Here is a 21,675-nt window from a genome sequence, read left to right as displayed (position 1 = left end):
ACAAATGAAGATTTCTATAGATTGGTTAAAGACCTTCATCGATATAAAAGAGCAACCTGATCAACTCGCTCAGCTCCTGACTAACACGGGCTTGGAAGTAGAAGGAGTGGAAAAGTACGAGACTATACCTGGAGGCCTAGCTGGTCTGGTGATCGGAGAGGTTTTGACTTGTGAAAAACACCCTGATGCTGATAGATTGAATAAAACAACAGTCGATATAGGTGGTCAAATAGTGCCTATAGTCTGTGGAGCAGCCAATGTAGCAGCAGGTCAAAAAGTAGTTGTAGCAACGGTAGGAGCTACTTTATATCCCGCTGATGGAGAGTCTTTTCAGATCAAAAAAGCTAAAATCAGAGGAGAGGTGTCAGAAGGAATGATCTGTGCTGAAGATGAGATAGGCTTAGGAACTAGTCATGATGGCATCATGGTATTAGACACTGATTTGCCAAATGGTACGCCTGCTGCAGATTATTTTGAGATAAAAGACGATGTTGTACTAGAGATAGGCTTGACACCTAATCGAGCAGATGCTGCTTCACACTTAGGAGTAGCGAGAGATATCAAGGCCGTAACGGGCCGACCGATCTGCATTCCATCAGTAGCGGAGTTCAAGGTCAATAATCAAAAAAAGCCTATCAAAGTCACTGTAGACAATGCGGCTGATTGTCCTAGATATGCTGGGGTTACGATCTCAGGAGTCAAAGTAGGTGCTTCACCAGAATGGCTTCAGCATAGATTGAAATCTATTGGATTAGATCCTATTAATAATGTGGTAGATGTGACCAATTATATACTGCATGAGCTGGGTCAGCCACTGCATGCCTTTGATGCGACCAAAATAGCTGGGTCTCACATTCAAGTCAAAAAGTTAGCCAAGGGCACTAAATTCACCACACTAGATGACAAAGAACGTCAACTATTTGGTGAGGAGCTCATGATCTGTGATGCCAATGGCGGATTATGCATGGCTGGAATTTTTGGGGGAAAAGGCTCTGGCGTGAATGATCAGACACAAGACATCTTTTTAGAAAGTGCTTATTTTTCTCCAGATATCATCAGAAAAGGTGCTCAACATCATGGATTAAAAACAGATGCCTCTTTCAGATTTGAGCGAGGGACAGATCCAGATATGGTGATCTATGCACTCAAAAAAGCAGCTCTCCTCATCCAAGAACTGGCTGGCGGAGAGATTTCTTCTGAGATAGTGGATATCTATCCTAATCCAATCTCTAAAACTGAGATTCACGTCACATATGCTTATGTAGCAAAACTTATCGGAAAGGAATTAGCTGCCAGTGAGATCAAACAGATTTTGGAAAGATTGGACATCGAGATCACGAATGAGGATGATTTGGGCTTTACGGTAGAAGTACATCCTTATAGAGTAGATGTGCAGCGTCCTGCAGATATCGTAGAGGAGATATTGAGGATTTATGGCTTTGAAAATGTAGCACTCAAGGAGCATTATAGTGCAGATTATTTAGCAGAGTTTCCTGAAAAAGACCTGAATAAGCAGCAGTTTAGACTGACAGAGACTTTGGTGGCCAATGGTTATTTTGAGATCATCACAAACTCCCTGACTAAGCCAGCTTACAGTACACTAGAGAAGTCTTTGGATCCTTCACAAGATGTCGAAATATTAAACAAGCTCAGTGAGGATTTAGGAGTGATGCGTCAAAGCCTTCTTTTCTCAGGATTGGAAGTTTTAGCGCATAATATCAATAGAAGGCAGACTGATCTTAAGTTATTTGAGTTTGGGACTACTTATAAGAAGTCAAGTAAAGGCTATCAGGAATCTAAAAGACTTGGAATTTGGCTAACGGGTGACTTAACAGCTGAGAGTTGGTATCAGCCTTCAGCAAAAGTAGCCTTTCATGATCTTTACAAGACTGTTCAGCTGATTTTAGACAAGTTTAATGTAAAGACAAAGGATATAGACATTCTACATAATGAAGTGTATGAGTATGCAGCAGTCCTAAAGCTCAATGGAGAAGTAATGGCTACTTATGGACTATTGAATAAGCAGCTTTTGAGGAAGGCTGAGATCAAGCAAGAAGTCTTTTACGCAGATATCAACTGGCAGGCGATCACGAAGCATGCACAAGGAATAGAGCAGTTTAGAGAAATCTCTAAATTTCCGGAAGTTCGAAGAGATTTATCATTGGTAATTGATAAAAGTGTATCTTTTGCTCAAATTAGAGAGATCGCTGAGCGAGAGAGTAGTGCGCTCGTGAAGCAGATCAATGTTTTTGATATGTATCAAGGAGACAAAATCGATGCAGGTAAGAAGGCCTATGCATTGAGTTTTATCCTTCAAGACAATGAAAAAACCCTAACGGATAAAGTTATAGATAAGACAATGAGCAGATTGATGCAAGTCTTTGAAAAGGAAATAGGAGCTAATATCAGAAAGTAATAGAAAGCCATGTCTTCATCAGCACAGCTCGACATATTAGAAGCCAAAGTCAAGCATCTCCTAGGGGAGTATCAGACTTTGCGTGCTACCTGTGCTCAGCTTCAGCAAGAAAATGCTGTTTTGAAGGCAGAAAATAATAAAAAAGACCAGCTCTTGAATGACTTTCAAAATCAAATAAAAATAACTAAACTTGTAAAAAGTATGCCGGTTGAAAATATAGAAGCGGCTGAACTTAAGAAAAGGATTAATCAATACATTAAAGAAATCGATCATATAATAGCCTACTTATCTGAGTAGGAACTCATTATGGAGCAGCTTTCAATTAGGATCAAAATAGGCGATAGAGAGTATCCCATGAAGGTGAAGGCCGAGGAAGAGGCGAGGATACGCCAAGCCGGAAAGCTGATCAATGAGAAATTGAAAAATTATAGGGAGCAGTTTGGGTTGGATGATAAGCAAGACCTTTTAGCCATGGTCGCTTTCGATAGCACAGTGGCGGTACTAGAGGCAAGGGAAAATACGAACCAAGATCAGGACTACATCGCTGATAGAATACAGGCATTGAGTCAATTGATAGCTACCCAAGTTTAATGTAATATCCTTCTTATTTTTAGAGGCAGGCCATATTTCCTCCGGTGTTTATCAAATTATAAGCACAAATGGAACAATATATTTTAGTGGTCATCATCACGGCAGTTATTGCAGGTGGACTGGGAGTATTCGTAGGGCGTATTTTGCTCAAGAAATTCAATAAAAAATCTGAAAGAGAGGCCAGAGAGAAGGCTAAGATGATCTTGAAAGAGGCGGAAATCAATGCTGAAAGCATCAAGAAAGACCGCATTTTAGAAGCTAAAGAGAAGTATTTCAAACTCAAAACGGAATACGAAGAAGAGCTCAATAAGAAAAAGAACATCATCATCACTAATGAAAATAAGCTCAAGCAAAGAGAACAAGTGATCTCTAAGCAGATGGAGCAAGTGAAGAGACAAGAGGCGGAGCTAGAGAGTATGAAAGAAAATCTTTCGGCTCAACTACACTCGCTACAAGTCAAGAAGGATGAGTTAGATAAAGTCACGAAACTCAAAATCGCTGAGTTAGAGAAAATCTCCAATTTGACAGCTGATGAAGCAAGGGATCAGTTAGTAGAAACCCTCAAAGATGAGGCACAAACTAAAGCCTCTTCTCATATCAAAGACATCCTAGATGAAGCTAAGCTCACCGCTACTAAGCAGGCCAAGAAAGTAGTCTTGGATACTATTCAGCGTACAGCTACAGAGCATGCAATTGAAAACTGCGTGTCGGTATTCAATATCGAAAGTGATGATATCAAAGGGAAAATCATCGGTAGAGAAGGAAGAAATATCCGTGCATTAGAAGCTGCTACAGGTGTAGAGATCGTAGTAGATGATACGCCAGAGGCGATCATTATTTCAGGTTTTGATCCTGTACGGAGAGAGATCGCTAGACTATCTCTTCATAGACTGGTGCAGGATGGACGTATCCATCCAGCTAGAATCGAGGAGATAGTAGCGAAGACTGAAAAAAATATAGAGGAAGAAATCATCGAAATCGGGGAGCGTACTGCTATTGATTTGGGTATTCATGGCTTGCATCCTGAGTTGATCAGATTGGTTGGTCGTATGAGATTTAGATCTTCCTATGGGCAGAACTTGCTGCAACACTCAAGAGAAGTAGCCAAGCTATGTGCTACGATGGCAGCTGAGCTTGGGCTCAATGCTAAACTGGCTAAGCGCGCAGGTCTACTTCATGATATCGGTAAAGTATATCCAGAAGAAGCTGAACTGCCACACGCAGTATTGGGTATGGAGCTGGCCAAGAAATACAAAGAGCATCCTGAAGTGTGCAATGCCATCGGTGCTCACCACGATGAAGTGGAGATGACTTCTATGATTTCACCCATCGTACAAGCTTGCGATGCGGTATCAGGCTCTAGGCCAGGTGCACGTAGAGAGATCATGGATAGCTATATCAAGCGTTTGCATGAACTCGAAAATATGGCTTTGAGCTTTGATGGAGTAAATAAGTGCTATGCGATGCAAGCAGGGAGAGAGCTCAGAGTCATGGTAGATGCTGAAAATGTAACAGATGAGCGCGCTGGTCAGTTGTCCTTCGACATCTCTCAGAAGATCGAAAAAGAAATGCAGTATCCTGGACAGATCAAGATCACAGTGATCAGAGAGATGAGAGCAGTCAATTATGCTAAGTAATCTTTTATAAAAAATACTAACCGCTTCAGTCATGGAGCGGTTTTTTTTATGAGCGATGCTTAAGCTTATCTTTTGACTCTGTAAAAGTGAAGTATTTAAACACCAATCGACATGATTTTGAAACTATCAAAATATACGGCCTGCATGGGTGCTTTTTTATGGCTAGTGGCTTGTTCAGCTGACACATATGCACCATCTGGTTTTGATACATCAGAGATTCAAATCGTCAGAGATGACTTTGGTGTCCCACATATTTTTGCACCGACTGATGTGGAGGTTGTTTACGGTTTGGCTTGGGCACATGCAGAGGATGATTTTGAGACTATTCAGAAAACTCTTTTGGCTGGTAAGGGCATGGTGGGGAGAGCTTTTGGTGAGGAAGGTGCTGCCATTGATTTCTTTGTTCACTTATTAGAAACTAGGGAGATAGCAGCTGCTAAATTTGATGACTTTAGTCCTCAGTTTCGTAGTATGATGAAAGCCTATGCCGCAGGGATGAATGATTTTGCTTTGGCTTATCCTGAGAGGGTATTGTTGCGAGATGCTTTTCCAGTCAGCACACAAGATATCACGAGTGCTTATATCTTGTCACTAGCTCAGATGTCTGGGGCTGACAAAGCTGTAAAAGCTATCGTAGAGGAGACCATTGACCAAGCGATAGAACAGACTCCCAATCAAGGCTCAAATGCTATCGCCATTCATCCAACAAGGACTGATACTAGAGAAGCATTCTTAGCGATCAACTCCCATCAGCCACTAGAAGGACCTGTCGCTTGGTATGAAGCACATTTACAATCTGAAGAAGGTTGGAACATTATTGGAGGACTTTTTCCTGGTGGAATGACTATTTTTCATGGCGTAAATGAACACTTGGGTTGGGCGCATACCGTCAATCGTCCAGATAAGCTAGATGTATTTCAATTGAAAATGCATCCTGAAAAGGACCTATTCTATGAAGTAGATGGTGAATGGCTTGCGCTTGAAGAGAGGCGTGTTTGGCTAAAGGTAAAGCTCTGGGATATGATCACAGTTCCAGTACCTAAGAAGGTGTGGAAGAGTATCTATGGCCCTACACTGATCAATAGTCAAGGGGCTTACAGTATCAAAACAGGTGCTTTAGAGGAGATCAGAGCACCAGAGCAGTGGTATCATATGAATAAGGCTAAGAGTTATACCGAATTCAAAAAGGCCATGGACATGATGGCGCTGACGGGATTCAATACTGTCTATGCGGACAAATATGATACGATATATTTTGTGAGCAATGCGCTGCTGCCTATCAGGAATGAAGCTTATGATTACACAGGCGTTTTGTTAGGTGACAAAAAGGATAAACTCTGGGATAGTTATTATCCATTTGACACACTTCCTCAGCAGCTCAATCCTCTATCAGGATATTTGTACAACACGAATCACTCTCCGTTTAAAGCCAGTGGTTTAGCAGATAATCTCCATCCCACAGACTATCCTAAGTCGATGGATTATTTACTAAGTGATAACAATCGCTCTTTGAGATTTAGAGAGTGGATGTCTGATACGACTAGGCTTTCTTATGAAGATTTTAAAAAGATCAAGTTTGATAAGCAATTACCAGATTCCTTAGCATTCAAGGTGGATGTACAGACACTTTTTGAACTAGAGGTAAGCAAATATCCTGATATATCTCAGCAAATAGAAACTTTGAAGCATTGGGATAAAAATGCAAGTACAGATAGTAAAGGAGCGGCACTTTTTGCTTATGTGTACTATTTTCAGCGAGATAGTCTAGAAATCCAAGATGCTAAACTCAAAGAAGAACAAGCTATACAGGCGCTGACTTCTGCTAAGAGACATTTTGAAATTTATTTTGATAATGAATTGGTCGATCTAGGTACCTATCAGAAATTAGTCAGAGGAAAGAAAGAGCTCCCACTTTTTGGATTAGAAGATGTCTTGTCAGCGATGAGGTCTGAACCTCACCAAGCAGGAATGCGAAAAGGTGTGCAAGGGGAGTCATACATCATGATGGTGCGTTTTGGAGCAGGATTGCCTGTCATAGAGACTATCAATGCTTATGGTGCCTCCAATCAACCAAATAGTCCCCACTATGCTGATCAAATGGAGCTTTTTGTACAGCAGAAGCTCAAACCTATGACGCTTGATAAAGACTCTGTCTTAAAATATGCCAAGCGTGTGTATGAGCCTAGAAAGTAGTGGAGTCATTAAACCAAAAAGCTCCTGATAATGAGTAATTATCAGGAGCTTTTTGATAAGAGAGTTTATGCTTTTCTTTCTACTTCTCTTAGGTTTTCCAATTTCTTATTTCTCAAGAAGCCATTAATATCTTCAAAATGTTCTTTGACGCGCTTATTACCAAACTCAAACACCTTCTCGGCAAGACCATCTAGAAAATCTCTGTCGTGGGAAACCAGTATCAATGTGCCATCAAAATCCTTGAGTGCATCTTTGATGATGTCCTTAGTTTTCATATCCAAGTGATTGGTAGGTTCATCAAGGATCAATAGGTTAACTGGCTCCAATAAGAGTTTGATCATTGCCAATCTGGTCTTCTCTCCTCCAGAGAGTACTTTTACTTTTTTATTGATGTCATCTCCTTTGAACATAAATGCTCCAAGCAGATCTTTTATCTTAGAGCGGATTTCACCGACTGCGATTTGATCTATGGTTTCGAATATGGTCAAACTTTCATCAAGAAGCGAAGCTTGATTTTGAGCAAAATAGCCTATTTTGACATTGTGACCTACTTCACAGTTCCCCTCAAAGTCGATCTCACCCATGATGGCTTTGATCATCGTAGATTTACCTTCTCCATTTTTACCGACAAAGGCCACTTTTTGCCCTAGTTCTATGGTCATATCGGCATTTTTGAAAACGATATGATCACCATAAGACTTGGAGAGTCCTTCTACTTTCACAGGATATTTTCCAGACCTAGGAGCTGGTGGAAATCTCAATCGAAGTGCAGAGGTATCCACTTCATCTACTTCTACTAGTTCAAGCTTTTCTAGCATTTTCACTCGGGACTGTACTTGCAAAGTCTTGGAATAAGTACCCTTGAATCTTTCGATGAACTGAGTGGTCTCTGCTATGAACTTCTGTTGCTCATCATAATGCTTTTGTTGTTGTTCTCTGCGTTCTTTTCTCAGCTCTAAGTAGTGAGAGTATTTGGCTTTGTAGTCATATATCCTCCCCATAGTGACTTCTATGGTTCTATTAGTGATGTTGTCTACAAAGGCTCTATCGTGAGAAATCACTACAACAGCTTTGGCTTTCTCAGTGAGGAACTCTTCTAGCCACTGAATAGATTCTATGTCTAGGTGGTTGGTAGGCTCATCGAGTAAGATGAGGTCGGGCTTTTGGAGCAGGATTTTGGCCAACTCAATACGCATGCGCCAACCTCCAGAAAATTCAGCAGTAGATCTATCCAAATCAGCCCTTTCAAACCCTAGACCTAGCAAAACTTTCTCTACTTCAGCTTCATAGTTGACCTCCTCTATAGCATAAAACTTCTCGCTGAGTTCGGAGACCTGTTCGATGATCTTGTAGTAGTCTTCTGAGTCATAATCAGTTCTCACTGTCAACTCCTCATTGAGTCGATCGATCTCAGATTTCATACTCAAATAGGAAGCAAAAGCCTTGGCGGCTTCATCTCTTACAGAGCAATCATCCGCAGTTAGCAAGTGCTGTGGCAAGTAAGCAATGACAGCATCTTTAGGAGCAGAGATAGCACCTGAAGTGGCTTTGCTAGCACCAGCGATGATTTTAAGGAGGGTAGATTTCCCTGCACCGTTTTTACCCATGAGGGCTATTTTGTCTGTTTCATTGATGGAAAATGAAACATTGCTAAATAATGCAGAGCCGCCATGTTGGACGGTGATATTGTCAACAGAGATCATAAAAGGGTTATTTGAAGGGGCAAAGATAAGTGAATTATCTATCTCGCCACAGTATAGGGTAAACATAAAAAAAGCTCTCCAAATCAATGGAGAGCTTATATGATGAGTTAAGGCTATTTAAGCATTAACAGTTTTGCCTAGCGCTTTTAGCATCGTAGAACCGATTTCTGCAGGAGATTCGGCTACATGAATACCGTTTTCTCTCATGATACGCATTTTAGCTTCGGCTGTATCATCAGCACCACCGATGATCGCACCAGCGTGGCCCATTCTTCTACCAGCTGGGGCTGTTTTACCAGCGATGAATCCAACTACAGGTTTTTTATTGCCATTAGCTTTGATCCATTTAGCAGCTTCTGCTTCGTAGTTACCACCGATCTCACCGATCATCACAATCGCGTCTGTCTCAGGGTCATTCATCAATAGCTCCACGGCATCTTTTGTTGGTGTCCCGATGATAGGGTCACCACCGATACCGATCGCAGTAGATACACCAAGACCTGCTTTGACGATTTGGTCAGCTGCCTCATAGGTCAAAGTACCAGACTTGGATACAATACCGATTCTACCTGTTTTGAAGACGAAGCCAGGCATGATACCTACTTTAGCTTCTCCAGGAGTGATTACTCCAGGGCAGTTAGGACCGATGAGTGTGACGCCTCTATCTTTGATGTAAGTTTTAGCAGTCATCATATCTTTTACAGGGATGCCTTCGGTGATGGTGATGATGACTTGAATGCCCGCATCAGCAGCTTCCATGATCGCATCAGCAGCGAATGCTGGTGGTACAAATATGATCGTCACATTTGCTCCTGTAGCTTCTACTGCGTCTTGTACTGTATTGAAAACAGGTCTTTCTAGGTGCTTGGTACCGCCTTTCCCAGGAGTCACTCCACCGACTACGTTTGTACCGTACTCGATCATTTGCTGTGCATGGAAAGTGCCCTCAGAGCCTGTGAAGCCTTGAACGATGACTTTTGAATTTTTATTAACTAAAACACTCATGTTTCGAATTTTTAAGTTTGCACAAAAATAGGAGATTATGCTTCTTATACAAAAACATCGATCACAATATCCATGTAATTTTATAGCTTAGTGAGATTTTCTATCTTGTAGCGTTTTGCAACGATCCCGACATGCACATAGTTAAATTTTGCACACTCATTTTCTGCCTAATTTTAGTAGGAGGAAGGCTTTCTGCTCAGAATTATTATGTGGAGACAGATATCAATGGGGTACTTCCTATGTCAAATCTCGTCTATGATATCGGGCAGGATCATATCGGACAGATTTGGTTTTCTACTTCTCGCGGTGTGTCATATTCTGATGGTTTTCAGACTTTTGATATCCCAGATTCTATCAACAACAAGCTTTCTGCTTACTCTAAAATTCGTGAAGATGAAGACGGGATCATCTGGGTGTACTCGGGGTCATCACTTCCAGTGGCTTTTTATCTAAAGGGTGGGAAGTGGTATGAGGTGCCATTTGAAGCTCAAGATTTTAAGTATAAAGACTACTATTATCTGGAGTTTGCGGTAGGCTATGTGGGAGAACAGAAGCAGATAGCTGTAGGCCGAACGGATGAAGTCAAAGTTTTTGATACAGCGGGTAATTTACTTTATGGAGTAGATCTCAGTAATAGAAGTGTGAGTAATAATGATTTTCTTAAAAATCTGAGTTTTTATAGAGGAGAACTGTACTTGGGTACAGATGAGGGGCTTTTTAAGATCAAAGATGGTCAGCTTTCAAAGCCCCTTCTTGATCTAAGTAAGACACCAAATACAATTGTCAAAAGCTGGAAAATCCATGAAAGATCTGCTAAATGGTATGTCTTAGGAAATGATTGGTTGGGTGAATTTAAAGATGGGGAATTAATCAGGATATTGGATCAAGGGTTTTACAAAAGTTTTTTAAATACCAGATCGTATACAAAACTGAGTTTGGTAGATGATCAGTTGTACTACATTGATAATTCTTATGTGCGGAAATACAACTTGGTCACTAATGAGAAAAAATTCGTTTCGCTCTACACGAGCATGAAGGCAGCTTATGTAAATAACTTTTTTATTGATAGAGAAAACAGCCTCTGGATGGCTACTTCCAGAGGAATCGGTAAGTTGCAGTCTTTTAGATTTCAGTATTTCAATAAGGACAATGGACTCATAGATGATGAAGTGAGTGCGATCTTAGAGTTGGGACCTGATGAATTTTTATTAGGGTCAAACTTTGGCTATATGTTTATGAAAGATGGGATGGTTCAAGAAAGCCAGCTCATATCGGACATTGCAAGTCAATCAGCTGATAAGCGGATCATCAATTTTGTCAAAGATGACGATGGAGTCATTTGGTTTTCAGCTAATAATAGTGGATTGGGAAGGATAAATCAGAAAAGACAACTCACTTGGCACAAACCAGCCAATAATGAGCCGGTGTCTTTTGTGGATTATAAAGATGGTAAGCTCTACATAGCCACCTCAAATAATGTCTATCTAGTAGATAATCCAAATGAACTTAACAGGCTCTTTGAGACGCCAATAGTCTTTCCTGGATATAATGATCAACAGGAAAACTTTAGAAATTTCATCAGAAGGATGGGGGTGCTATCAGATGGGAGGATCATCCTACTCCATAGTCCAAATATTAACATCAAAGAGAGTCCTACTATTCACAATGGACTGATTTTGATGGAAGGCTACACTTTTTTGGAGACTGATGATGGGATATTGCTAGGCAATGAAAACGGTCTATTCATTTACAATGGTGTAGGAATAAAGGAGTTTAGGTTAAATGATTTTTCGGTAGATAGACCTGTCTATGCTTTGATGCGAACCAAACGTGGAGAGATCTGGATCGGTACTGATAGGGGAGTTTATGTCATAGGTGTAGAGAACAGGATCAGTCACTATACAGGTTCTCGCGGACTTATAGGCGATGAGGTCAATCGCTCTGCACTGATAGAAGATAGTCAAGGAAGGGTATTGATAGGTACAGAAAAGGGTGTAGCACTTTATGATCCATCAGAGCAGTTAGATGGAGATGCTAGTCCTAATGTTTCTATCAAATACATGCAGACAGATGCGAAGACTATTTTCCCGCTAAATGAAAATCAAAGACTTTCATATCAAGAGAATAGTTTAGATTTTCACTTCAATGTCATCTCATTTGACTCAGAGCGAAGGCTAAGATACTACTATAAGTTGGAGGGGTATGATCAAGACTGGCAGACGATCGAGATCCCACAGCAAAATTTTGTCAGGTACACCAACCTACCTCCAGGAGACTATAAGTTTTTCCTCAAGGCCTCTTTGGATAATAACCTCATGAGTGAGGTCGTCTCATCTGCCAATATCAGAATCGCCCGACCAGTATATCTACAGACCTGGTTTCTACTTAGTGTGATTGGTTTTTTCCTATTGCTAGGCTATGCTACCAACTCTCTTTTGAATCAGAAAAAGAACGAGTCAAAATTGAAATATATAATCTCTGAAAAAGTAGAAGAGATACAAGGGAAAGAGCTTCAATTCAGAGCAGTGTGGAATTCCACACAAGATGCGATCAGTCTTTCAACTGTAGATGGAGTTTATGTTTCTGTCAACCCTTCTTTTTGTGAACTTACTGGTTTGAGCGAGCAAGCACTCATTGGTCAGCCTTATCAAATAATATTTAAGGATCCTGAGTTCGCGAAAACCATACAGATCCCAGAGTTAAATAGAAAAGAAGTAGATGCTAAAGTGGCTTTCCAGACTTTAGCACCATATCACTCTGGAGAAAAATACATAGAAGGGGTGATTTCTATCTTGGAGATTCCAGGCTTTGATGAGCCGCTTGTCATGTCCGTCATCAGAGATGTCTCTGAACGAAAAGCTTATGAAACAGACTTGATCGAAGCCAGAGATCGTGCAGAAGAGTCTAATAGACTCAAATCAAATTTCTTGGCTAATATGTCTCATGAGATCAGGACTCCGATCAATGGTATCATCGGAATGACTGAACTGCTTTTGGTGAAAAATGAGCATAATCCTGAGCTGAAAGACAATCTAAATGATATCATTCAAAGTAGCGAAAGACTACTTGATACCATCAATGCTATTCTCAATTTGTCAAAAATCGAGTCAAATAGGATGAGTATTAAGTTTGAGTTGCTTGATATTACAGACATAGTCGCTAAGGTGCTGGTGCCTATGAAAGCATTGGCATTTAAGAAGGGACTTTTACTATCAGCTAAGTATGAAAGAAGGCCGATAGAAATCCCAACAGATAGGTACTTACTAGAAATGATTCTTAATAATCTGATCGGCAATGCAGTCAAATATACAGATGAAGGTATGGTGCAAGTACAGGTATTCGAAAACGCTGCAAATGTCATTATTGAAATCAAGGACACTGGGATAGGGATTAGTGAGGAGTTTCAAAAAAATCTATTCAAGCCATTCATGCAAGAGAGTATGGGGCTTGATAGAAAGTATGAGGGCACAGGGCTTGGCTTGTCCATTGCCAAAAGATTGATAGATCTAATCAATGCTTCTATCGAGGTGTCATCAGTCAAAGGTCAAGGGAGTACATTCAGACTCATCATACCTTCTAAAGCTTAAGAGTTGAAATACTCTTTTTATCCTATCACATTTTCTCAACTCATAATTTATTTCACCAATCTGTAGGTTGGTGAATTTTTTATGTAGTATATTTGAATACATAAAAAGTATTTTCAAATAATGATAAAAGTTTTTCGTCTTTCATTGAGCGAGAGCTATCTCAGTATGCAAGCTTGTTTTTCAAGTGAAAGATTTTTTTTAAGCTTATCAGATCATTTAGAATGCCTTTTTCAAGTGACAGTTTCTCCAAACTTTAAGGTCAGGTAATATGAGAAATATCAGATTTGGACCTAAGCTCACTTCGCATGTCGCATCAAACATAAAGACTTCTAGAAAAATCAATTGGGATAGATTGATCTATCTGATGATTTTATTAGCTATAGGCATTACTTTTTCTAGCTATTATCTAGGTGAGGTGTTTTTTAGTCAGACCCAAGGCCGGGTAGTCTCTAAGACGCATCAGGTCAGACTTCCTTTTGATTTGTGGATAGAGACCTATTATGTAGCTGAGGGAGATCAGGTTCAAGTTGGCGATACTTTGTTTTCATACATGGATTCTTATGATCAAGTGAGAGATAGAGTAGCCAAGTCTCCATCAGACGAGACAAGCCGATCAGAGAGATCTTTCGTCTTATCACCAGTATCAGGGTCATTGAAAGACTTGTATTTTGCAGTAAATGAAGTGGGATTGAGAGGAGAGGTTTTGGCCAAGATCGAGCAGGATGACCACTATGTAGTGGCCACTTTAACACCTAGTCAGCAGGATGATTTTGAAATAGGAGATGAGGTAAGTTTGAAGTTTTCAGACGAGGTCATAATACAGGGGCAAGTGAAAAAGAAAATTTCAGAAGGTGAGAAACTTTCTTTTGAATTACCTGATGTCCAAGTCGATGCTGATGATTTGCTGATCTTAATCAAACCTCTAGAAGAGGCATATCCTTCTATTTTTGATGATAAAGTATTGATATTCAAGCAAAAGGCAATCAATCTAAATATTGCGAGTGATGAGAGGTAAAGTGTCACTCAAAGATGGATCGATAGCAAATCAAAATCTTGATTCTGCGAATGACTCTTTCGTAAAAGGAGCTAAGATGGTCCTTTATCAGTTTGATAAAGATGTCCTTTTTATCAGTGACTTTAGTGAAGTAACACTTTTAGAGACAGTTTCCTATCAAGTCTTGATCCTTGACGGTGAGCAAGTAGATGCAAGCATTAAGTTTTTAAACCTGCTCAGGTCGTCCAATTATGAGCGTATTTATCTAAAGCCAGTTTTTCTACTTTATCAACAACCTGTAAAGGTAAGTCCAATTTTAGAAGAACTGGCTGATGGAGTTTTGGCTACGACTTCTATAGAACCTTATTTATTGCTCATAGATAAGATCCTATCGACTATAGATAAATTTGATCAAATTGAGACAAGTTTTCAAGGGTCTGGAGTTTTGCTCAAGCTCTTGAGATATTATTATTCTAGAGGAAGAAATATCCAAGCGATCCCTTCTTCCACTTCCCATACTGGGTACATTTACCCTGTTTTAGAGGCGCATTTTGGGGCTGAGCAGTTTGTGATTCAGCGTCAACTTTTGGATGCGGCTTTTGAACAAAAATGGATATGGAGAGACTATATGGACAAGGTGCATCTTTGTCATTCATGTCATTCGGGTTTTATCAATTACAGGGAAGTATGTCCAAAATGTGGTCACTCTGATCTGAAAGTAGAGCCATCAGTTCATCACTTTTCCTGTGGCCATATAGCGCCATTATCAGCTTTTAGAGCTGCAGAGAAACATGTATGTCCAAAGTGTGCTAAGCCTTTAAAGCATATAGGGATAGACCACGATCAGCCTACACAAACTGCTGTTTGTCTAGCCTGTCAGCATTCGTTTCAAGAATCATCGATTCAAACTTACTGTTACCATTGCGGTGAGACTGCTGGGATTGAAGATTTGAAGGAATATAGCGTTTACCATTATTCTTTGACGCCAGCTGGTATCAAAGCCATCACAAGTGGAGTGGTCAAAGTCAATGCAGATACAGATGTTCTAGAAGGGTTTATTTCATACGCAGTTTTTAAGACTATCCTAAAGCTTGAGGTTCAGCGTGCCAATTCTCTCGGTTTAGAAAGTACACTGTCTTCAGTTAGGTTTATATTTTCACCAGATACTATCGATAAGTTAGGTGAGGGGGTAGATCAGATTTCTAAAGAGTTATCGCTGTATATTCAGCGTAACTTACCTACAGAAGAAGTGATTTGCATGCTAGAGGATAAGTGCTATTTGATATTGTCTCCTGATAGTCAAGTAGATAAGGTAAAAGCGTCTTTGGCAAGTTTACTATCCAGCACGCAGTTTCTCATGGAGGATGTGATCGGTAAAGATGTAGACAACAGAATTTTGACTCAGAGCTATCGAGTCTCAGCTGATACTGACTATCAAGAATTGGTCAATAGCATCCATCAACACACCCGTGTAAAATGATCACTGAAGCGATTTTTGAACTGATAAGTTTCATCAGTCAGACCTCGATTTCCCAATCTTTGTGGTTTATCTATTACATAGAGCTGCCTCTTGGTATTCTAATGATTTACACTTTGGCATATAGAGCCATCGTATCTGAACGTATTTTAAAAACTAAGTCTCGCCTATTTTCTCCATCTAGCGATAAAGTATCGGTCATTATATTGGGTAATGGCAATATAGATCAAATACAAGGGTTGTTATACTCATTGAGTAAGCAAAGTCATGAGCATATAGAGACGATCATGATAGGTCATGGTGTATCAGATGCCGTAAAGGGATCCTACCGCAATTTAAAGCAGAAGGGTTGGATAAATGATTTACATTTTCTCGATGAAAACATCTCTTCGGAAGCATGTCTAAATTATGCACTGAACTTCTGTACTGGAGAATATGTGTTGACGCTAGATCATCATACACGTTCTGTAGATGCTGAGGCTATAAAGATCATGCTTGACCACTTGAGAGCAGATGATTCTTTGGGAGCTATAGCAGGTCAAATTGATTTCGAGGCAAATACTTTTGAGAAGCATCTCTATCGACTTGCCAATCGAACGGCAGATATCAGTATATACGTACGATCATACTTAGGTATATGGGCTGGAAATCCTAGCAGTTTGGTGTTGTATCGCAAGGTGCTACTTCATCGAGTAGGAGGCTGGGATGTGCATACTGCTTCCTATGGAGCTATCGGTTTGAAACTATCAAAAATTGGTTATCATGTGACATTTGATCCTCGAGTCAGGTCACAGAGTAAAGGTTTTATACCCATTAGATCACAATCATTTTTGAGGGCATTTGATAAATACATAGGGATGCTTTTGCCTAAGTCAGACTTTAGTTTCAAAATGATGATTCAGGTGGTTTTGGAGATATTTGCGCAGTATTTCTTTGATTTGTTGTGGTTGATTTTTGTGATAGGACTTATCATATCTAGTTCAGCGATTCTTCCTTTTTTGATAGGGATGATTTACCTCTTTTATGTACTCTATCTAGCGGTTATTTGGAGTCTATACAGCCTGATCGTAGCAAAGGATCGTGAGTCCATGGTTACGCTACTTTATTTACCCATTTTTGCGCTTTCTTATGGAGTTGTTTCAAGGTTAAAACGGTTAGTTTCCTATTTTGTAGCCACTTTGTATCGTATAGTAGACTTGATCAAATCAAACATGATTGTTTTTAAGACTGACCATTGAGCGGAAGTGCTATTTTGAAAATGCTGCCAATACCGGGTTTACTCTTGATTTCAATTTCTCCTCCAAAAATCTCGACAAAACCTTGTGCTATATAAAGTCCTAAGCCAAGACCTGAAGTATGTAAATTATTAGGTTCAAACTGCGCATAAGCAGCTATTTTGGCAATATTTTCAGCAGTCATGCCGACACCCTCATCTTGTATGGTCAAGTGATAGTACGCATCTTTTCCTTGCTCACCGATTATCTTTATCTGAGTTCTTTTACTTGAATACTTGAAAGCATTATCTATCAATTCGTGTACGATTAGCTTGAAAAATTCTTCAGGGAAATTAATTTCTCCATTTTCTAGGTGAAAGAAAAGATCGTTTACTCGATGGTATTTTTCGCCAGTGGCTATGGCAGATTCTTCGATGATTCTTTTTATCGAATCCGTTACCTCAATTTTATATTTAGAGAGTTCAGATTCATTGTTTTTCAGACTTTCTAATTTGTAATAATATAGCGTTTTGCGAACGACATCGCTTAAGTTGTTGGCTGTTGTTCGGATGAGGGATACTATTTCTGCGATTTCTTCTTTGTCTAGCTCGAGGTATTGTTTGAGGATAAAATCTGTCAAATGACTGATGCTTTTCGCAGGTCCATCTATTTTAGAAGTGATTGGAATCCCTACTTTTTTCTTGAATGAAGCGAGCTCCTTACCCTCATTTTCTTTGATAGTTTCGAGTTTGTTAAGTCTGGTTTTTACTGAAGATAAAAGATCGTCTATATTAAAAGGCTTAGTGATGTAGTCATCCGCACCCAACCCCATACCTATTCTTAGGTCTGCCATAGTATTTTTGACAGTCAAAAAGATAAATGGGATGAGGGCAGTTGCATTAGATTTTTTGATAGCACTTAGGACTTCATAGCCGTCCATTTCTGGCATCATGATGTCACACACGATCAGATCAGGGAGATAGCTTTTGGCGAGATCAAGGCCCACTTTGCCATTGACAGCAGACTTCACATCGAAATTTTCTCTAGATAGAATTTCAACTATGTTTTCTCTTAATGATTCGTTGTCTTCGATTACTAAAATTTTCTTTTTCATTAAGCTGAATTTTTAAAAATAGCTCTATCTTTAATTTCTATGCTTTTTAAAGCTACATTTCACATTTTGTTTTAGCAATGAAATCTTATAAAATATTAATCACGGAAGATGATAATGTCTCAGTGATGGTTCTGAAAAAGGCTCTTCTAAAGATGGGTCATGTCATCACGGGAATAGAGGATACGGGTCAAGGAGCACTCAATAGCCTATCTGATCAGGTGCCTGATCTGGTCTTGATGGATATCGGTCTACCAGGTGGTATGGATGGTATCAAAACGACAGAAATCATCAATGCTAACTATGGCATACCTGTGGTTTTCTTGACTGGTTCTTCTGATGACGAGACTATACAAAAGGTAGCAGCCCTCAATCCAAGTGGCTATGTGATCAAGCCATTTAATGAGCGCGAGCTCTCTATGGTGATCGAGACCGCTATCTTCAAAGATCGAAAAGAAAAAGAGCTAACTAAACTCAATAACGAGCTTGATCAAAAGGTCAAAGAACGTACAGCGGATCTGGAGAGAACTAATGAAGAACTTCAAAAAGAAGTCTTAGAGCGTATCAAAGCTCAGAAAGAGTTGGAGAAATCTTTGGAGAAGGAGCGTGAACTAGGAGAGCTGAAAACGCGAATAGTGGCTAATGTTTCTCATGGATTTAAGACGCCATTAACATCGATCTTATCTTCGGCACAGCTCATCATGCGCTATACGGAGAAGGGGCTTGAAAGTAAGGAAAAGATCGAAAAGCATGCTAATAAAATAGAAACTGCTGTTCGAAGCTTGAATAATCTCTTGACTGGAGTGCTCTTTTTTGGTAAAGCAGATGCACTTAAGGTCAATTTTAACCCTAATCGACTTCATCTTGGGAGTTTCGTTCAAGATATCATGGATATTGTCAAGACAGGCGCATCCAGTACTTGTCATGTCAATTTAAAAACAAAAAATATCGATCAGTATGTCTATGCAGACAGTGATTTACTTTATCAAATCTTAGAAAACCTCCTTTCTAATGCCTGTAAATATTCTCCTGATAAGGGAGAAGTGAACTTTGAACTAATCTATGAAAATGGAATGCTCAGTGCGACCATATCAGATCAAGGGATAGGTATTCCTCAAAAGGATCAAAACAAACTTTTTGATCGCTTCTACAGGGCAAGCAATGTAGGTGTGATCGAGGGATCAGGGTTAGGTCTTTCTATCGTCAAAAAGTGTGTTGAGCTCCACAAAGGAGAGATTACTTTTGAAAGTAAGGAAAACCAAGGGACGACATTTTTCGTCAAAATCCCAGTGATTAAATCGTAAGTATTCTCAGCAAAATTAGTAGCCACTCGTCTAATTTTGCTGTGCTATTTATTTCTATTTTCAGAAATTGCTACTATGTTAAAAATCAGTAAACTAGCATTTGGATATACCAAAAGTAAGCTTTTTGAAATAGAAGACTTGGAGATTTCTTCAGGTCAACACATCGCTTTACTGGGTCAATCGGGTAGTGGCAAGACCACCTTGCTTCATATCATCGGGGGTCTTTTGGCACCTGAGAGAGGTGAGGTGTCTTTGGCAGGTCAGTCTATCTATGCACTCAGCGGGAGCAAATTAGATACTTTTAGAGCCACTCACATAGGCCTTGTTTTTCAGAAGCCGCATCTGATCAAAGCACTCAATGTAGCTGATAATTTGAAACTGACTCAGTATCTAGCCGGATTGCCACAAGATAATGAAAGGATAAAGGAAGTCTTGACAAACTTGGGACTTGCTGATAAACTCAAATCTCAAATCAATGAGTTGAGCCAAGGTGAAGCACAGCGAGTGAGTATAGCTAGAGCATTACTCAATAGGCCAAAACTAATCTTAGCAGATGAGCCAACAGCAAGCTTGGATGACCTCAATAGTGCTAAAGTCATAGACTTACTCAAGTCTCAAGCAGATCAATATGGAGCTACTTTGATCATAGCTACCCATGATCAGCGTGTCAAGTCATTAATTCCACAGACCATAGAAATGCAGCAGCTGTCATGAATTTATATCAACTTAGTTGGAAGTACATCAAGTCCAAGCCGCTCAATACTTTCTTGAACATCACGCTCATGGCGCTTGGGATATCTATTATAGTGGTTTTATTACTATTATCTCAGCAGGTGGAGGAGAAGCTGTCAAAGAATGCTCAAGGGATTGATCTCGTAGTAGGAGCAAAAGGAAGCCCACTACAATTGATCCTGTCGAGTGTTTACCATGTAGACTTTCCTACTGGAAATATTAAGCTACAAGAAGCGGAGAAATTAGCCAAGAATAGGCTGGTTAAAAACATCATCCCTTTAGCTATGGGTGATAGCTATTCGGGGTTTCGCATAGTAGGTACCAATCATGATTATCCTTCGCTTTACCAACTTACGCTTAATGAAGGAAGACTTTGGGAAAATGTCAATGAGGCAGTTTTAGGAGCTGAAGTAGCAGCTGTTTTAGGGCTTAAAGTAGGCGATTTGTTTGAGGGAGCGCATGGTATATCAAATGAAAGCCACACGCACGAAGAGCAAGCTTATGAAGTAGTAGGTATACTATCTGCTAGTCAGTCAGTTCCTGATAGATTGATCCTAACAAGTGTAGAGACCGTATGGGCCATGCATGAGGAACATGAAACTGATGAAGCAATTGATCCTGAGTCACATGAGACACATGCTGATCACCATCACCACGATGAAATAACCTTAAAAGGCTTGCCTAAAGGGGATTCTCTCCAAGAAGTTACTTCGCTGATAGTCCAATATCGATCTCCGATGGCTGCTATACAACTTCCTAGACAGATCAATGCCAACACCAACATGCAAGCAGCTTCACCAGCTTTCGAAACTGCTCGTTTATTTTCTCTTTTAGGTATTGGCATCTCTTTATTTCAAGGCTTTGCTTATTTGATCATCTTCATTGCAGGCTTAAGTATCTTTATTGCCTTGATAAATTCACTTAAGGAGCGGAGATATGACTTGGCGATTATGCGTTCTTTGGGAGCTTCACGAAGCAAGTTATTTTTACACATCATCCTTGAAGGCTTGTTGATTACAGGGATTGGTGCGCTAGCTGGTATAGCTCTTGGGCATTGCTTGGTCTTTTTGTTAACTTGGTCTAACAGTCAGTCAGCAGCTGCGGGCATTTCAGGTTTTGTTTTTATCTTTGAAGAGCTCTGGATTATTGGCCTGAGTTTGGTAGTAGGTATATTAGCTGCATTGATCCCTGCATGGAGTGCTTATAAGACAGATATTTCGAAAGTATTATCTAAAGAGTAGAAAAAGAGTATATGAAAAAGTTATTATTGATATGCTTAGGGTTGGTGATCATGAACACTATCCAAGCGCAAACGAATACTTGGAAAACCCTCTCAGAGGTGACCTTTAAGATTGGTCAGGATGATTTTGGAGAGGTTTATCTACCAGTATTTAGTCCCAACATCAAGAAGATAGAAGGCAAAGAGGTTACTTTAAGTGGATTTATTATTCCATTTGAAGGGCTATTTAAGCCAAATCACATCATTCTGTCTTCATTGCCGCTAGCGGAGTGCTTTTTCTGTGGATCTGGAGGTCCAGAGACAGTTGCTGAAGTACATCTGAATGGCAATGTGAAATACACAGAAAAGAAAGTAATCGTGAAAGGAAAACTCTATCTCAATGCTGCTGATCCAGAGCAACTCATGTATGTTTTGAGAGATGCTGAAATAACAGGAGTAGAGAATTGATTCTAAAAATAAATCTTTAAAACC

At 39.9% G+C, this 21,675-nt stretch carries 16 protein-coding genes; 13 read left to right on the top strand and 3 right to left on the bottom strand.

Annotated features, from left to right (window positions below):
• Nucleotides 1–4: 4 nt before the first annotated feature.
• The 5 genes from pheT to I5349_RS09315 all read left to right on the top strand — a co-directional run bounded on the left by pheT (nt 5) and on the right by I5349_RS09315 (nt 6,837).
• Entirely contained in the window at nt 5–2,416 is a 2,412-nt protein-coding gene (gene pheT / locus I5349_RS09335; RefSeq protein WP_226390493.1) for a phenylalanine--tRNA ligase subunit beta, read from the top strand.
• Between the two features lie 9 nt (nt 2,417–2,425).
• Complete coding sequence (locus tag I5349_RS09330) at nt 2,426–2,713, top strand: hypothetical protein (RefSeq protein ID WP_226390492.1); 288 nt, start codon at nt 2,426–2,428, stop codon at nt 2,711–2,713.
• Nucleotides 2,714–2,722: 9 nt separating this feature from the next.
• Nucleotides 2,723–3,007, top strand: a complete 285-nt coding sequence (locus I5349_RS09325) for a cell division protein ZapA (RefSeq protein ID WP_226390491.1) — start codon at nt 2,723–2,725, stop codon at nt 3,005–3,007.
• 68 nt (nt 3,008–3,075) lie between these two features.
• The gene (rny, locus tag I5349_RS09320; RefSeq protein WP_226390490.1) at nt 3,076–4,644 is read left to right on the top strand and encodes a ribonuclease Y; all 1,569 of its coding nucleotides are present in this window, start codon (nt 3,076–3,078) and stop codon (nt 4,642–4,644) included.
• Nucleotides 4,645–4,755: 111 nt separating this feature from the next.
• Nucleotides 4,756–6,837 carry an acylase gene (locus I5349_RS09315; RefSeq protein ID WP_226390489.1) on the top strand — a complete coding sequence of 694 codons (2,082 nt, stop codon included), beginning with the start codon at nt 4,756–4,758 and terminating at the stop codon, nt 6,835–6,837.
• 65 nt (nt 6,838–6,902) lie between these two features.
• On the opposite strand, the gene I5349_RS09310 is transcribed toward I5349_RS09315, so the two are convergent.
• Both I5349_RS09310 and sucD read right to left on the bottom strand, forming a co-directional pair.
• Nucleotides 6,903–8,540, bottom strand: a complete 1,638-nt coding sequence (locus I5349_RS09310; RefSeq protein WP_226390488.1) for an ABC-F family ATP-binding cassette domain-containing protein — start codon at nt 8,538–8,540, stop codon at nt 6,903–6,905.
• A 117-nt stretch (nt 8,541–8,657) separates the two neighbouring features.
• Nucleotides 8,658–9,545, bottom strand: a complete 888-nt coding sequence (gene sucD / locus I5349_RS09305; RefSeq protein WP_226390487.1) for a succinate--CoA ligase subunit alpha — start codon at nt 9,543–9,545, stop codon at nt 8,658–8,660.
• Nucleotides 9,546–9,676: 131 nt separating this feature from the next.
• Here sucD and I5349_RS09300 point away from each other — a divergent pair, with 131 nt between their 5' ends.
• From I5349_RS09300 to I5349_RS09285, 4 genes are all read left to right on the top strand, one after another.
• Nucleotides 9,677–13,132, top strand: coding sequence for a sensor histidine kinase (locus I5349_RS09300; protein ID WP_226390486.1), 3,456 nt, complete (start codon nt 9,677–9,679; stop codon nt 13,130–13,132).
• Nucleotides 13,133–13,400: 268 nt separating this feature from the next.
• The gene (locus I5349_RS09295) at nt 13,401–14,147 is read left to right on the top strand and encodes a biotin/lipoyl attachment domain-containing protein (protein ID WP_226390485.1); all 747 of its coding nucleotides are present in this window, start codon (nt 13,401–13,403) and stop codon (nt 14,145–14,147) included.
• The gene (locus I5349_RS09290; RefSeq protein ID WP_226390484.1) at nt 14,137–15,606 is read left to right on the top strand and encodes a TackOD1 domain-containing metal-binding protein; all 1,470 of its coding nucleotides are present in this window, start codon (nt 14,137–14,139) and stop codon (nt 15,604–15,606) included. The genes I5349_RS09295 and I5349_RS09290 overlap by 11 nt, the downstream gene beginning before the upstream one ends.
• A gap of 59 nt (nt 15,607–15,665) precedes the next feature.
• The gene (locus I5349_RS09285; protein WP_226390483.1) at nt 15,666–16,841 is read left to right on the top strand and encodes a glycosyltransferase family 2 protein; all 1,176 of its coding nucleotides are present in this window, start codon (nt 15,666–15,668) and stop codon (nt 16,839–16,841) included.
• Here I5349_RS09285 and I5349_RS09280 read toward each other — a convergent pair.
• Nucleotides 16,825–17,931, bottom strand: a complete 1,107-nt coding sequence (locus I5349_RS09280) for a hybrid sensor histidine kinase/response regulator (protein ID WP_226390482.1) — start codon at nt 17,929–17,931, stop codon at nt 16,825–16,827. The genes I5349_RS09285 and I5349_RS09280 overlap by 17 nt on opposite strands.
• A 77-nt stretch (nt 17,932–18,008) precedes the next feature.
• Between I5349_RS09280 and I5349_RS09275 the strand changes: the two genes are divergently transcribed.
• From I5349_RS09275 to I5349_RS09260, 4 genes are all read left to right on the top strand, one after another.
• The gene (locus tag I5349_RS09275) at nt 18,009–19,232 is read left to right on the top strand and encodes a hybrid sensor histidine kinase/response regulator (RefSeq protein WP_226390481.1); all 1,224 of its coding nucleotides are present in this window, start codon (nt 18,009–18,011) and stop codon (nt 19,230–19,232) included.
• 75 nt (nt 19,233–19,307) lie between these two features.
• Nucleotides 19,308–19,946: an ABC transporter ATP-binding protein gene (locus I5349_RS09270; protein ID WP_226390480.1), complete on the top strand. Its 639-nt coding sequence runs from the start codon at nt 19,308–19,310 to the stop codon at nt 19,944–19,946.
• Nucleotides 19,943–21,205 (top strand): ABC transporter permease, encoded by a 1,263-nt coding sequence (locus I5349_RS09265; RefSeq protein WP_226390479.1) that lies wholly within the window; start codon nt 19,943–19,945, stop codon nt 21,203–21,205. The genes I5349_RS09270 and I5349_RS09265 overlap by 4 nt, the downstream gene beginning before the upstream one ends.
• Before the next feature lie 11 nt (nt 21,206–21,216).
• On the top strand, nt 21,217–21,651 hold the full coding sequence (locus tag I5349_RS09260; protein ID WP_226390478.1) for a hypothetical protein: 435 nt from the start codon (nt 21,217–21,219) through the stop codon (nt 21,649–21,651).
• Nucleotides 21,652–21,675: the final 24 nt, after the last annotated feature.

Origin of the sequence: Penaeicola halotolerans (assembly GCF_016464625.1) — a bacterium.
Lineage (GTDB): Bacteria > Bacteroidota > Bacteroidia > Cytophagales > Cyclobacteriaceae > Penaeicola > Penaeicola halotolerans.
Note: the sequence above shows the minus strand (reverse complement) of the source record. Positions and strands in the feature narration are given on the sequence as shown.